The organism is Chryseobacterium sp. HNCC26DJ239 (assembly GCF_057180445.1).
This window is the reverse complement of sequence record NZ_JBXUGJ010000001.1, coordinates 276,323-290,232: the sequence shown is the minus strand read 5'-3', so window position 1 is coordinate 290,232 and position 13,910 is coordinate 276,323. Positions and strand designations below refer to the sequence as shown.

General features: G+C 34.7%; 9 protein-coding genes. 5 read left to right on the top strand and 4 right to left on the bottom strand.

The genetic code is table 11. The features are described from left to right. Positions 1-27: 27 nt before the first annotated feature. The 4 genes from AC2A1D_RS01395 to AC2A1D_RS01380 all read right to left on the bottom strand — a co-directional run bounded on the left by AC2A1D_RS01395 (position 28) and on the right by AC2A1D_RS01380 (position 4,672). On the bottom strand, positions 28-741 hold the full coding sequence (locus AC2A1D_RS01395) for an alpha/beta hydrolase-fold protein (RefSeq protein WP_484041879.1): 714 nt from the start codon (positions 739-741) through the stop codon (positions 28-30). A gap of 31 nt (positions 742-772) precedes the next feature. Then, a complete protein-coding gene (locus AC2A1D_RS01390; protein ID WP_484041878.1) occupies positions 773-1,984 on the bottom strand; it encodes an ATP-grasp domain-containing protein in 1,212 nt (403 codons plus the stop codon). Positions 1,985-2,125: 141 nt separating this feature from the next. Next, positions 2,126-3,541: a leucyl aminopeptidase family protein gene (locus AC2A1D_RS01385; RefSeq protein WP_484041877.1), complete on the bottom strand. Its 1,416-nt coding sequence runs from the start codon at positions 3,539-3,541 to the stop codon at positions 2,126-2,128. A gap of 21 nt (positions 3,542-3,562) precedes the next feature. Next, positions 3,563-4,672 carry an alpha/beta hydrolase gene (locus tag AC2A1D_RS01380; protein ID WP_484041876.1) on the bottom strand — a complete coding sequence of 370 codons (1,110 nt, stop codon included), beginning with the start codon at positions 4,670-4,672 and terminating at the stop codon, positions 3,563-3,565. 279 nt (positions 4,673-4,951) lie between these two features. Between AC2A1D_RS01380 and glgB the strand changes: the two genes are divergently transcribed. The 5 genes from glgB (at position 4,952) to AC2A1D_RS01355 (ending at position 13,877) form a co-directional block, all read left to right on the top strand. Next, positions 4,952-6,937, top strand: a complete 1,986-nt coding sequence (gene glgB, locus AC2A1D_RS01375) for a 1,4-alpha-glucan branching protein GlgB (protein WP_484041875.1) — start codon at positions 4,952-4,954, stop codon at positions 6,935-6,937. Next, positions 6,934-8,340 (top strand): glycogen synthase, encoded by a 1,407-nt coding sequence (locus tag AC2A1D_RS01370; RefSeq protein WP_484041874.1) that lies wholly within the window; start codon positions 6,934-6,936, stop codon positions 8,338-8,340. Before glgB ends, AC2A1D_RS01370 begins: the two co-directional genes overlap by 4 nt. 132 nt (positions 8,341-8,472) lie before the next feature. Next, on the top strand, positions 8,473-9,741 hold the full coding sequence (locus AC2A1D_RS01365; RefSeq protein ID WP_484041873.1) for a glucose-1-phosphate adenylyltransferase: 1,269 nt from the start codon (positions 8,473-8,475) through the stop codon (positions 9,739-9,741). A 157-nt stretch (positions 9,742-9,898) separates the two neighbouring features. Further along, entirely contained in the window at positions 9,899-10,939 is a 1,041-nt protein-coding gene (locus AC2A1D_RS01360; RefSeq protein ID WP_484041872.1) for an SRPBCC family protein, read from the top strand. 124 nt (positions 10,940-11,063) lie between these two features. Then, positions 11,064-13,877, top strand: coding sequence for a 2-oxoglutarate dehydrogenase E1 component (locus AC2A1D_RS01355; protein WP_484041871.1), 2,814 nt, complete (start codon positions 11,064-11,066; stop codon positions 13,875-13,877). The last annotated feature ends 33 nt before the right edge of the window (positions 13,878-13,910 follow it).

Below are 13,910 nucleotides of genomic sequence, written 5' to 3'. Positions count from 1 at the left end.
TATTTTTGTTTAGAGTTATATTTTTAATCAAGAGAAAAATCTTCCGATAAATACTGGGAAAACCATTCTCCAAAGTGGCCAATCGTGATTGATCCATTTTCTTTCGTCGTACCAAAAATCAATTCCTTTTGCACTTAAGATTTCTGCCATTTCTACGTTTTTGTCTTTGCATATATCTTCATCCGAAGTGCTTAGAACAATGTGCATGTGTTTGTATTTCCAAGCTTCATCATTTTTTACAAATTCTCTTGGACAGTTAAAATATACAAGATCATCGTTGTAACCATCCATAAAATTTCTAATGCTAAACGCGCCCGATAAGCAAAATAAATGTGAAATTAAATCTGGAAATCTAAAGGCGAAATTTGCTGCATGATAACCTCCAAAACTTGCTCCTGCAATAGCAACACGATGTGTTTGATGCATTTTCTGGATGTAAGGAATAAATTCCTTTAAAAGAAACTGTACGTACAATTCATAGTTTCTAATTCTCTGTTTTGGCGAAATATTATTGTCGTAAAAACTCCATTTATCGATAGTTTCAATATTGTATAGTTTTACTTTTCCCTGTTCAATAAACCAATTGATGCTTCCGTTAAGATGAAAATCATGGTTTTGGGTATATTGTCCTTGCGAAGTAGGAAACATGATGATTGGATAACCGTAATGTCCCGTTACTTCTACTTTAAGGCTCGTTCCTAAAATATGCGAATAATAATCTGTATGCGTAATCTGTGGCATTAGTTTAAATCTTTTAAAATTAAAAATGAATTTACGACGTCGGTTTGTCTTTTGGAGGGATAATACTCAGCATTTCAGAGTGTATTTTCTCTGCCGTTTCATCTAATCTTGCTTGAATTGTGTCTGAATCTGAAGATTTGTAAACAATTCCTACGTGATAATCAATTGGCAAAAATTTCACCGTTTCCTCTGATTCAAAGTGTTGGTAATCTGGATGTTTTTCTTTAATTAAAGCGATTATTAATCCAGCGTAATATCCTGTTGGTTTAGAGATGCTGTATTCTAAACCTTTGAGTAATGCATTTTCAATTTTTGCCCATTCGCGCCAAATATTGATTCCGCTCGAAGCTTCTACAAGATCGGGGATGTGAGCTCCTCCAACTCTTGAGGATGTTTCTAAAAAATACCATTTTCCATCTTCTTTTCCACGAATAAATTCGGTGTGTGTTGCTCCGTTTTGTAATCCAAAACTTGTAAGAAGAGCAACGTTCGCTTCTTCCAAATCTTTAAATTCGTCAGAATACCTGCCTAAAGTTCGTGTTCGGAAAACTCCTCCTTCGTGCGAAACCTGCATTGGAGGTGCTAAATATCGTGAGGACGATGTGAAAATTGTTTCTTGATTAAAGGTTAAACTATCAACATGATAGACATCTCCAGGTTTGAAACTTTCTAGCAAGAATAAATGTCTTTCCTCACCTAAAGTTTCTAAGGCTTGCCATAATTCTTTTTCTGTTTTTATCTTTTTTATTCCGCTAGCTGAAGCTTCTGATCTTGGTTTTAAAACCCAAGGAGCAGGTACGTTTTTTGCAAAATCGGCTACTTCTTGGTCGTTAAAAACTGCGGTGAATTCTGGCACATTAATGCCAGAACTTTTGGCTTTCTGCCTCATTGCAAGTTTGTCACGGAAATATCTGTGTGTAGTTTGTCCCATTCCGGGAATTCTAAAGGTTTCTCTTATGAGGGCGGCTTTTTCTACGTCGTAATCATCTAATGCGATTACAGCGTCTACTTTTCGTGTTTTCATAAGGTGTGAAAATCCTTGAACGAGATGGTCTAGATTCCAGACAGAAGGTTTTACTTCGCGCATGTAGAAAACTTCGTCTATTGCATGCCAAGGCCAGTCTTTTTCCTTAATATTTTCGGAAGTAATAAGGATAACTTTGTTACAAAGTTTGTGCATTTCATCCATGAAATCATACCCCTTGTAATAACAGGAGATACAGACAATAGTTTTCTTATCCATATAGTGTTTTTTTTTAATTCAGTCGATTATTTGAAATAAAATAATCCGATCTTTATAAATTTGATACACAAAATAAAGATTCGGTATGTTTTTATAAATTCTTTATCAATTATATGAATAAGTTTTTTAAAAACCTAATTTTTAATGATAATTTTCAATTAAATCCACCAATAATTGCACTCCGTATCCCGTTGCTGCCTTTTCTTTTGAATATCCTGTATTTCCGAATGCGACACCTGCAATATCTAAATGTGCCCAGTTTTGGTGGTTTTCAATAAATTCTTCAAGGAACTTTGCTGCCACAATACAATCGCCGATTGGCTTCATAGAAATGTTTTTTACATCTGCGACATCAGATTTGAAATCATCTTTCCAAATATCCCAAAGAGGAAGATTCCAAAGTCTCTGGTTTGTTTTATCTCCGCTTTTAATTAAAAGTTGTTTCAGGCTTTCGTTATTGGAAAACATTGCGCCACAAGTATCTCCAAACATTCTTACACTACTTCCTGTAAGAGTGGCAAGATCAATAAGTACATCTGTTTTATAATTTTTAGAAAGATAAGACAGTGCATCGGCTAAAGTCATTCTTCCTTCTGCATCGGTGTTTAGAACTTCTATGGTTTTGCCATTGTATGCTTTAATTACATCACTTGGAAGGTATGCATTTTCAGACACCGCGTTATCGGTAATTGGTAGGATAGCTATAATATTTACAGGAATCTGCGTTTCAGCGGCATAGATAATAGTTCCGATTACAGCAGTTGCTCCTCCCATGTCAGACTTCATGTAGTGCATATTGTCTGATCCTTTAATAGAAATTCCACCTGTGTCGAAAGTAACACATTTTCCTACTAAGCCAATGGTTTTGGCGTTTTTTGCTTTGGTTTTATATTCTAAAATGGTAAATGCTGCGTCTTGGTCGCTTCCCTGGTTTACGGCTAAATAAGCGCCTAATCCTAATTCTTCACATTTTTTCCTGTTGAAAGAGGTGTATTTAAGGTCGTATTTTTTAGATAAATCTTTTAGGAAAGAAGCTAAAACTGGTGTTTTTTTATAGTTTGCAGGTTTATTCAGCCATTCCATACAGGTGAACTGACCTTCGCAAATTGCGGCAGTTATTTCTTTAATCTGGTCTAATTTTTTCTGACTGAAATTTTCAAAATGAATTTCTGTTTTAGAATTCCATAAAACATGTGATTTTTCTGATGCATAAGAATAAGTTCCTAAATAAAGGCCTTTGAAAAACTCTCTGAATTGTTTTTCAGTAATATCATCAGAAATAATTTGAGTAGCTACAGCCTGAATTTTATCTTTTTGGGTTTGAGAAAACTTTTGCCCCACTTGCTGAAATTCAAAATCAGCTGCCGAAGAATTTCCTAATCCAATGAAGAAAGTGAGGCTGTCTTCTGTGGTTTGCAGGTGAACTTCATTTTTCTTTCCGCTAAAAACCAATGATAGATTGCTATTGAATTTTTTCGAATTTTTCTTCCATTTTTCTTCTGTGAAGAGGTGGAAAATTTGAGTGTATTTTTTGTTTTTTTTATTAAGAAGATTCATTTTATAATTTTTATTAAAAGGTTAATCTTGGTGTGGTGTTACTTCTACCGGATTTTCTGTATTGTTGTAAAATAGCCATTCTACCGCTCTTGGAAACTCTTGTGACCAGTAAAATTCTTTATGTTCACCATCGGGATTAATATTGGTTTTGAATTCAAAATCAAACAAGTTTTTCTTTTCCCAGCGTTTTAAATATTGTTCAAAAACATTAATTCTGTTGACCATTTTTGAGCCTTCTTTTTCGCCTCCGTAGAGATAAATTTTAGTTTTAAAAGGAACTCTGAAATTCATCATGGGGAAATTATTGTTTGGTTCCACCCAAAGACTAGGTGAAAAAATTAATAGTTTTGAATAGACTTCGGGATAAAGAAATCCACTGTAAATACTTATTAATCCTCCTAAAGAACTTCCGCCAATTCCTGTGTTATCGCGATCTTTTTTAGTTCTGTAATTAGCATCAACGTATGGTTTTAATGTATCGGTGATAAATCTTATGTACTTTTTTCCTTCGGAACCATTCGCAACGCTGTCATTATCGAAAATGTATTCTTTAATTCGGTCTTCACTGCCGTGCTCAATGGCAATTACAATAAGGTCGCCTCTTCCGTATTCTGCTAAAATAGAAAGCTTTTTATCGATTTCCCAGTTTCCGTATGCGCTTCCTTCGTTAAAAAGATTCTGCGCATCTTGAAGATAAAGTACAGGATAACTTTTGTCTGAAGTATAATAATCATGCGGAAGTAAAGCCCAAACTTTTCTGTATCGATCGAGTTGCGGAATGTAAAATTTTTCAGAAATAATTTCTGCGATTGGGTAAAATTCTTTCTTGAAAGGACCCCAATTGTAACGCCATTTGTTTACAGTATCGTTGGTTATAGATTTGCTTTTTTCTATTCTTCGGTTTGGGGTAATGTTGGCGTACTCATCTAATTCTACATTTTCCCAACCGCCTTTAGTAAATTTATATTCGATAATATCAGGAAGTAAGCTGTCGTTTATTTCTATGGTTGAAAGATTGGCTTCTTTTTTCCAGAGTCTGAATTTTACATCTTTGGGATTCCAGCTGTTAAAATTTCCTGTAATGTAAATGGGTCTGTCATCATTTTCCTGTGTTTTTAAAGTAAATATCATTTATATAAAAAATTGTTTCTTTAAAAATATAAAAACTTTTCAGAAAGAAGAAGTGTTCTGTGTTTTTTAAACATTAAAAATTAAACCTCGTTTTTTGAATTGGACAGGAGCTGTTTGGTATGATTATTAAAGTGTAACAATATTCCGTGATAAAAATTTTGATGAATGAAGTTTTGCATAATAAATTTTTATATATTTACTACAATCTCAAACTTTGTAGGGATTAGTCGGCAGGAAGATGCATTACATCTTAAGTATAGGGAGAAAAAAACATAATAGATGAATTCTGTAAAAAATCATTCGCTTTTCAGCGATCATGATGTGTATCTTTTTAGGGAAGGTAAACATTATATGCTTTATGAAAAATTTGGCGCACACTCTGTAGAAAAAGATGGTGTAAAAGGTGTCTATTTTTCAGTTTGGGCACCCTTTGCTAAAAAAGTTTCTGTAATTGGCAATTTTAATCACTGGAATACTAAAGAATCTGTACTTTACCCGCGTTGGGACGAATCTGGTATTTGGGAAGGCTTTATTGCAGGTTTATCTTGGGGAACTCTTTATAAATATGCTATTGAGACTACAAAAGGAGAAATTCTAGAAAAAAGTGATCCTTATGCTCTAAGTTGGGAGCAGAATATTCAGGCGGCTTCTTTGGTTTCTACTACATGGTACGATTGGGAAGATACAGAATGGATGCAAAACCGTTGGAAAAACAATAGTTTGAATGCTCCAATTTCTGTTTACGAAATGCATCTTGGTTCTTGGCTTCGAAACGAAAACGAGCCTGAACGTTTTTTAAACTACCGCGACATTGCCAAAAAACTTATTCCTTATATAAAAGAAATGGGTTTTACCCACGTTGAATTTATGCCGGTAATGGAATATCCTTATGATCCAAGTTGGGGATACCAAATTACGGGTTTCTTTGCGGCTACATCAAGGTTTGGCTCACCACAAGATTTAATGTTTCTGATTAATGAACTTCATAAAAACAATATTGGTGTTATTTTAGATTGGGTTCCGTCGCATTTTCCGGGTGATGCAAATGGTTTGCACAGATTTGATGGTTCTTATTTATATGAACATGAAGATCCAAGAAAAGGTTTTCATCCAGATTGGAAGTCACATATTTTCAATTACGGAAGAAATGAAGTGAAAGCTTTCTTGATTTCGAACGCTATGTTTTGGCTCGACCGTTACCATGTGGATGGTTTGCGTGTAGATGCCGTTACATCCATGCTTCATTTAGATTATTCTAGAAACGAAGGCGAATGGGAACCGAATATTTACGGTGGAAACGTAAATTTAGAAGCCAAACAATTTTTACAAGAATTTAATACTGCTGTTTATAAAGAATTTGGTGAATCAATCATGACGATTGCTGAAGAAAGCTCAGACTTTCCGATGCTTACCAAACCTGTTCACGATGGTGGAGTAGGTTTTGGAATGAAATGGATGATGGGTTGGATGCATGATACATTGAAGTATTTCAAAGAAGATCCTATTCATAGAAAATATCATCATCACAAGCTTACGTTTGCCTCGATGTATATGTATAATGAAAATTACATGATGCCACTTTCGCATGATGAAGTTGTGCACGGAAAGGCGAGTTTAATTTATAAAATGATAGGAGATGAATGGCAAAAATTTGCTAATCTTCGAGCGCTGTATGTATATATGTTTACACATCCGGGTGCGAAGCTTCTTTTCATGGGAGATGAATTTGGGCAAACGAATGAGTGGAATTTTACCCAAAGTTTAGATTGGCATTTGCTTCAATATCCTGTTCATAAAGGTTTGCAGGAAGCGGTGAAAGATTTGAATCATTTATACACGTCAGAAACGGCGCTTTACGAAAATCAGTTTAATCCTTTTGGATTTGAATGGGTGGAAGCCAACGATTCAGACAATTCTGTATTTATCTATTTAAGAAAAGGAAAGGAAGAACACGATGCCTTAATGGTGATTTTGAATCTTACCCCAAGAGTTATCGATTATAAAATTGGTGTTGAAGAGCATACGAAATGGGAAGTGATTTTTAATTCTGATGATGAAAAATATGCAGGAAGTGGCGTAAAAGCAAATATCTTCCGTGAAGATGAAGAGCAATTTAAAAATAAAAATAATACAATATCAATCAATCTTCCGGCTTTGTCGGGAGTTGTTTTAAGAAAAAATAAGGTTAAAACTAAACCTCAAAAAACGAAAGTTGTAAAAGCTGTTTCTCAGCCAAAAACACAATCAAAAAACAAAAAGAAATGAAAATATTCCACCTAAGTACAGAATGTTACCCGGTTGCAAAAGTTGGCGGTCTTGCCGACGTTGTTGGAGCGTTGCCAAAATATCAAAACAAAATAAAAGGAATTGATGCTAAAGTTGTAATGCCTTGGTATAATAAACCTTTTGTGAGAGATCATGATTTTGAAATTGTTTTTGATGGGTGGATTCATCAAGGAGGAAATATGCTGCAAGTACAGATTTTAAAAGAAAGAACCGATGTTCTTGGTTTTGAACTGTATTTGGTGAGAATTCCTGGGCTTTTGGATCGCGATAATCCTTATGGATATCAAGATGAAAGTTTTCAGTTTTTGGCTTTTCAGCACGGTTTATTGCATTGGTTAACGGCGATGCAAATTCGTCCGGATGTACTTCATTGTCATGACTATCATACAGGTTTAGTTCCTTTTATGATAGAATATTGCCCTGAATTTAGCTTTTTAAAAGGGGTAAAAACAATAGGAACCATTCACAACGGAGAATATCAAGGTTTGATGAGTTGGGGAATGGCAAATTATTTTCCAGCCTTCGATCAATACAAATGGGGGTTGTTGGATTGGGATGGTGTTATTAATCCATTAGCTTCGATGATAAAATGTGCAAATGCTTTTACTGCCGTTTCTGAAGGATATTTACAGGAGCTTTTCGAAAGTTTTAGAGGTCTTGAAGGTTTGGTGAGAGACGAGCATTACAAAGCATACGGAATCATCAACGGAATTGATACCGAAGTTTGGAATCCTAAAACAGATCCAATGTTGGATTTTAATTTTAGCATTAAAGATGTAATTGAAAAGAAAAGGCAGAATAAAGAGAAACTTTGTAAAGAATATGGTTTGAATCCTGATCTTCCTTTGTTTGGGTTTATCGGTAGATTTGCCACAGAAAAAGGAGCAGATTTATTACCTGATGTAGTTTGGAGAAGTATTCAGCAAAATTATGGAGGTTTAAATATTATGATTCTCGGTTCTGGGAATACGCACATAGAAAATCGTCTTTTAGAACTGAACCACACTTTCAGCAATTTCGCTTTAGATCTGGGTTACAAAGAATATCTTTCTCATAAAATCTATGCTTCGGCAGATTTTTTGTTGATGCCTTCGCGAGTTGAACCTTGCGGTCTTAATCAAATGTATGCGATGCGATACGGAACCATTCCTGTGGTGAGATATACAGGTGGTTTGCGAGATACGGTACAGGATATTTCTACTGGCGGAGCGGGGATTAACTTTACGTATGCAGGTGTAGACGATGTTTTGCACGCAATGCACAGATGTCTTAGCATTTATTATAAGAAAGATATAATGGAAAACTTAATCAAGGCGAATATGAGTTTTGATTTTGCTTGGGAAAAATCTGCCGAAAAATACATTGAATTGTATAAGAAATAAGAAAAAAGAGTGATTTTAATTGAATTTATTCAGAGAATTGATTTTTTATTTGAATGAATTTTAATAATTTGCTTACTAGAATAAAAAAATAATAACAAATAAAACAAAAAGGTGAAAAGCCGCATTTAATTTATGAATCCAAATGTCATATCGATCGTTCTAGGAGGTGGCAGAGGAACAAGATTGTTTCCACTTACGTACACGAGATCAAAACCTGCTGTTCCAATCGCAGGCAAATACAGGTTGGTAGATATTCCTATCTCTAACTGTCTAAATTCTGGGATGAACAAGATTCTTGTTCTTACTCAGTTCAATTCAGCGTCGCTTAATTCGCATATTAAAAATTCTTTTCATTTTGATATTTTCAGTAAAGGTTTTGTAGATATTTTGGCGGCAGAGCAAAATGTAGAAAATGAAAACTGGTATCAAGGTACTGCCGATGCGGTAAGACAATCGATGAAGCATCTTGAAAAATATGATTATGAATATATTTTAATTTTATCGGGAGATCAACTTTATCAAATGGATTTTCAGGAAATGTTGGATTATCACATCAAACAAAAAGGAGATGTAACCATTGCAACTATTCCGGTGAATGCAAAAGATGCGACAGGTTTTGGGATTTTAAAATCTGATGACGAAGGTAATATTACTTCTTTCGTAGAAAAGCCTGGGTATGATATGTTGGATGGGCTTCAATCTGAAGTCTCTGAAGAAAATAAACATAAAGGAAAAGAATACCTTGCTTCAATGGGGATTTATATTTTCACAAAGAATATTTTGAAAAAAATGTTTGAAGAAGGAGCAGGAGACGATTTTGGAAAAGATATTATTCCTAATTCTATTGGGAAATACACCACGTTGAGCTATCAATATGAAGGATATTGGACGGATATTGGAACCATTGAATCTTTCTACGAAGCGAATTTAGATCTTTGCCAAGATTTTCCACAATTTAACCTTTTCTCTTCATCGCCCATTTTTACGAGAGCGAGAATGCTTCCGCCATCAAAAATTAATGGTTCTTATGTAAGTAAAGCTGTTTTTGGAGATGGATGCATCATTATGGCTGATAAAATTGAGAATTCTCTTATTGGAAACCGTACCAGAATTGATAAAGGAAGTACCATTGTTAATTCTTATATTATGGGTTCTGATTTCTATCAAAATACAGCAGAGATTGTAAGCAATGACAGTAAAGGTTTACCTAACATGGGAATTGGTAAATACTGCTATATTGAAAGAGCAATTATTGATAAAAACTGCTATATCGGAGATAATGTGAGGATTATTGGAGGAAAACACATTCCAGACGGAGATTACGGTACACATTCTGTTCAAGACGGAATTGTAGTCGTGAAAAAAGGTGCTGTTTTAAAACCCGGAACTCATATAGGATAATGAATCGGAAGTCTGAGGATGAAAGTTGGTTGTTTAAAACTTGTTTCAGCACAGTTCTAAATTCAGACATTCATCATTGTTTTTTTAAACTTCCAACATAGAAATATAGAGTGATCAACATATTGGTCACTCTTTTTAATTGTCTTAATTTTGCATCATGCGTTTACTGAAATATTTCTTCATTTTTGCTCTTGTTTTGTTGGGAGCTTACACAGCTTCAATGTATTTTTTTGTTGATGAAAACAAAGATTTTACCATCGAAAGAGATGTAGATTACCCATTAGAAAAAGTGTATTCTCAGTTTGATAATTTACAGAGCTTTACCCGTTGGAATAATTTTTATTCGAGCTCAAAAACTATTAAGATATCCTATTATTCGCCTTACGAAGGAGAAGGGAGTGCCATAAGTTATAAAGACGAAATGAAAGATACAGATGGCGAAATGTTCATTCGATTTGCTGCTCAGAATAAAGGTTTACGATATCAACTTTTTGAAGGCAAAAATGAAAATCCTACCATTATCGATGTGAAATTCAGTAAAGTTTCTGAAAGTAAAACACATATTAAATGGATGGTTCACACTCCTAAACTTCCAGTTTGGACACGTGTTCAAAATTTTTGGACAGAAGACCGATTTACTGAAAATATTGATAAAAGCATGGTAAATCTTAAAAATGTTCTTGGAAATAAGGTGGAAAAAGACAATCAACTTGCTTCTATTAAATACGATAGCATTATGATTGAAAAAGATGAAAGCCAGATGCTTTTAGGGATTAACGTAAGTGCTTCTAATAAAAAAGACGCACTGCACAAAAACCTGTTGATGAACTATAATAAAGTCTACAACTTTGTTACCATAGATTTAGGAAAAAAAGACGACGAGTTTGGTTTTCCCATGATGATTGCAGACCCGGATAATTTTAAAGATAAAGAACTTTCTTATTTTGTGGGAATTCCTATCAGTAAAAAGGAAGGGATTTCTGATAATAACTTTAGTTTCCGAACCATTAATGGAGCCGAAAAATATATCATGTACTACAAAGGAAATTTTGCGGGTTCTGTAAAGGCAATCCAACAATTGGTTCAAAAAGCGAAAAAAGATGAGTTTAGATATGGTGATGTTTCTCATACATTTATAGAGCCACCCATTGAGAATCAAGACATCAATGTGAAGATTTCTTTAACAGTTTTTAAATAAAATGTCAAAAATCATATTTTTCTTTTCATTTTTTAATCTTTTTCTAACATTTCACCTCGCATTTTTTTGTTAAATTTGGAGATTAAATCGTATAATAAATTTTAATAACAGATATACTGTAATAATGGACAGATTTTCATTCCTAAACGCAGCTCATTCTCAGTTAATTGAGGATCTTTACCAACAATACTTAAAATATCCCGATTCTTTAGAACCATCATGGAAAGCTTTCTTCCAAGGTTTTGATTTTGCTTTAGAGAACTACGGCGACGAAGATTTTGTTCAATATACAACTACACAAGCTCCATCGGCTCCTGTACAACAGGTTTCGCAGGCGGTTGCTGGTGGTGAAGTTCCGGAGCATATCAAGAAAGAATTTAAGGTAGTAAATCTTATTGAAGCGTACAGAACGAGAGGTCATCTTTTCACAAAAACCAATCCGGTAAGAGAAAGAAGGCATCATGAGCCAACTTTGGATCTAGAAAATTTTGGATTGAGTAATGCAGATCTTGATACACAGTTCAACTGTGCTGTAGAAACAGGAATGAAAGGTGCAGCAAGTCTTAGAGACATCATCAAGCATCTTGAAAATATCTACTGCGATTCTATTGGGGTTGAATATATGCACATCAACAACGTTGCAGAAAAAGATTTCATTAAACAGTGGATTCAGGTAAACGAAAATCATCCAAGTCTTTCAGCTAACGAAAAAACTGAGATTTTATCTAAATTAAATCAAGCAGTTGCTTTCGAAAACTATCTTCATACAAAATTTGTTGGGCAAAAAAGATTCTCTCTTGAAGGAGGTGAAACTTTAATTCCTGCATTAGATCAATTAATTTCAAGATCTTCTCAATTAGGTGTTGATGAGGTGGTTCTAGGGATGGCTCACAGAGGAAGACTGAATGTGTTATCAAACATTTTTGGGAAATCTTACAAACAGATTTTCTCAGAATTTGAAGGGAAAGAATTCGAAGAAGATGTATTCTCTGGAGATGTAAAATATCACTTGGGTTCATCGAAAAAAATAAAAACGGCGTCTGGAGAAGAAGTTTCAATTAATTTAACTCCAAACCCATCTCACTTAGAAACCGTGGCTGCTTTAGTAGAAGGTATTTGCCGCGCAAAAGTAGACGATAAATTTAAAGGAGATTATTCTAAAATTTTACCAATCGTTATTCATGGTGATGGTGCTTTAGCAGGACAAGGTATTGCTTATGAAGTTGCTCAGATGATGACTTTGGAAGGTTACAAAACTGGTGGTACTGTTCATATCGTAGTAAACAACCAAGTTTCGTTTACTACAAACTATTTAGACGCAAGATCATCTACTTACTGTACAGATATTGCTAAAGTAACAGAATCTCCTGTAATGCACGTAAATGCAGATGATGCGGAAGCTGTTGTACATGCAATTCACTTTGCAGCAGATTTCAGAGCTAAATTTGGTAAAGACGTGTATATTGACCTTTTAGGGTACAGAAAATATGGTCACAATGAAGGTGATGAGCCAAGATTTACTCAGCCAAACCTTTATAAAACAATTTCTAAACACCCGAACCCAAGAGAAATTTATAAAAACAAGCTTATCCAAGATAGCGTAATTTCTGACGAGGTTCTTAAAAAAATGGAAGTGCAGTTTAAAGAACTTTTAGATAAAGACTTTGATGCTTCTAAAGAAATCGAGAAAAACGTAATGGATATCTTCATGGCAGAAGACTGGACTAATCTTCCTTTAGCTAAAAGAGGTGCAGTTCAAACTCCAGTAGATACAAAATATAACATCGAGAAGCTTAAAGAATTGGCAATTAAAATGTCGACTCTTCCTGCAGATAAAAAATTCTTGAATAAAATTACAAGACTTTTTGAAAACAGATTAAAAGCTATCGAAGGTAATTCTTTAGACTGGGCTTTAGGAGAATGGTTAGCTTATGCAACACTTTTAACAGAAGGTCACAACGTAAGAATTTCTGGTGAAGATGTAGAAAGAGGTACTTTCTCTCACCGTCATGCAGTAGTAAAAACTGAAGATACAGAAGAAGAATATGTTCCATTAAGACAGGTTTCTGAAAGCAGATTTGATGTTTTCAACTCTCACCTTTCTGAATATGGTGTTTTAGGATTCGATTATGGATATGCAATGGCATCACCAAATACTTTAACGATTTGGGAGGCACAGTTTGGAGATTTCGTAAACGGAGCTCAGATTATTGTAGACCAATATTTGGCTGCTGCAGAAGAAAAATGGAAAATTCAGGATGGTTTGGTAATGTTGTTGCCACACGGTTCTGAGGGACAAGGTGCAGAACACTCTTCAGCAAGATTAGAAAGATTCCTTACGCTTTGTGCAAACGAAAATATGGTTGTTGCGAATATTACTTCGCCTGCAAACTACTTCCATTTGTTGAGAAGACAGCTGAAGTGGTCTTTCAGAAAACCATTAATTGTAATGAGCCCAAAATCATTATTAAGACATCCTAGAGTGGTTTCTCCACTTGAAGATTTCGCTACGGGAAGCTTCCAGCCAATCATAGACGATGCTACTGCAGATGCTGCAAAAGTTGAAAAATTGGTTCTTTGTACAGGTAAATTGTATTATGAGCTTTTAGCGAAGAAAGAAGAGCTTAATGCAGAGAATATTGCTTTGGTGAGATTCGAGCAGTTGTATCCGCTTCAGCAAGATGCTATTGATGCAGTTTTCGCTAAATATAGCAACGCAAAAAGCATTGTTTGGGCACAAGAAGAGCCAGAAAATATGGGAGCTTGGTCTTATATCCTTAGAAACTTTAGAGATACCGGAATTCAAGTGGTAGCGCCGGTTCCAAGTGGTGCTCCAGCTCCAGGTAGCCATAAGATGTTTGAGAAAAACCAAAACGGAGTTATCAACAGAGTTTTCGATAGGGAAGATACTCCTGCAAAAAGACCGGTAACGGCTTAATTCCAAAAAATAATTAATTATTAAAAATAAAAA

What these genes read in the sequence shown, in the direction of transcription:
- AC2A1D_RS01395 (WP_484041879.1), bottom strand. Translation starts at nt 741, where the DNA reads ATGCCACAGATTACGCATACAGATTATTATTCGCATATTTTAGGAACG.
- AC2A1D_RS01390 (WP_484041878.1), bottom strand. Translation starts at nt 1,984, where the DNA reads ATGGATAAGAAAACTATTGTCTGTATCTCCTGTTATTACAAGGGGTAT.
- AC2A1D_RS01385 (WP_484041877.1), bottom strand. Translation starts at nt 3,541, where the DNA reads ATGAATCTTCTTAATAAAAAAAACAAAAAATACACTCAAATTTTCCAC.
- AC2A1D_RS01380 (WP_484041876.1), bottom strand. Translation starts at nt 4,672, where the DNA reads ATGATATTTACTTTAAAAACACAGGAAAATGATGACAGACCCATTTAC.
- glgB (WP_484041875.1), top strand. Translation starts at nt 4,952, where the DNA reads ATGAATTCTGTAAAAAATCATTCGCTTTTCAGCGATCATGATGTGTAT.
- AC2A1D_RS01370 (WP_484041874.1), top strand. Translation starts at nt 6,934, where the DNA reads ATGAAAATATTCCACCTAAGTACAGAATGTTACCCGGTTGCAAAAGTT.
- AC2A1D_RS01365 (WP_484041873.1), top strand. Translation starts at nt 8,473, where the DNA reads ATGAATCCAAATGTCATATCGATCGTTCTAGGAGGTGGCAGAGGAACA.
- AC2A1D_RS01360 (WP_484041872.1), top strand. Translation starts at nt 9,899, where the DNA reads ATGCGTTTACTGAAATATTTCTTCATTTTTGCTCTTGTTTTGTTGGGA.
- AC2A1D_RS01355 (WP_484041871.1), top strand. Translation starts at nt 11,064, where the DNA reads ATGGACAGATTTTCATTCCTAAACGCAGCTCATTCTCAGTTAATTGAG.